The organism is Flavobacterium sp. UBA4854 (assembly GCF_002399805.1).
Lineage (GTDB): Bacteria > Bacteroidota > Bacteroidia > Flavobacteriales > Flavobacteriaceae > Flavobacterium > Flavobacterium ginsengisoli.
This window is the reverse complement of the sequence record NZ_DHEI01000080.1, coordinates 93,543-94,042: the sequence shown is the minus strand read 5'-3', so window position 1 is coordinate 94,042 and position 500 is coordinate 93,543. Positions and strand designations below refer to the sequence as shown.

Sequence of the window (500 nt, the reverse complement as noted above, 5' to 3'; positions counted from 1 at the left end):
GCCGGAAGGTTTGAAACAGTTGCAGTAGTCCCTACCACCGCATTTGCACTGTTTTTCCAAGAGTAGTTTACCGTTCCAATCGCGTTTGTCACGGTTCCAGCCGTTACGCTTCCAGTGCTGGCACCAAAGCAAGAGGCATCGGTTTTAGAAGATCCGCCTAAAGCTAAAGCTGCCGCAGGCTGTCCTATTGTAACAGAATTGGATTGTGAAGAGCAGGTGTCTGTAACAGTTACCGTATAAGTTCCTGCTGGAAGATTTGAAACAGTTGCAGTAGTCCCTACCACCGCATTTGCACTGTTTTTCCAAGAGTAGTTTACCGTTCCAATCGCGTTTGTCACGGTTCCTACCGTTACGCTTCCAGTGCTTGCACCAAAGCAGGAAGCATCTGTTTTAGAAGATGCGCCTAAAGCTAAAGCCGCCGCAGGCTGTCCGATTGTAACAGAATTGGATTGTGAAGAGCAGGTATCGGTAACAGTCACCGTATAAGTTCCTGCTGGAAG

1 protein-coding gene is annotated in these 500 nt (G+C 48.2%); it reads right to left on the bottom strand.

Going from position 1 to position 500, the window contains the following annotated elements; genetic code table 11:
- The coding region (locus B3J44_RS11335) for a hypothetical protein (protein WP_286968541.1) at window positions 1-500 on the bottom strand (500 nt) is incomplete at both ends.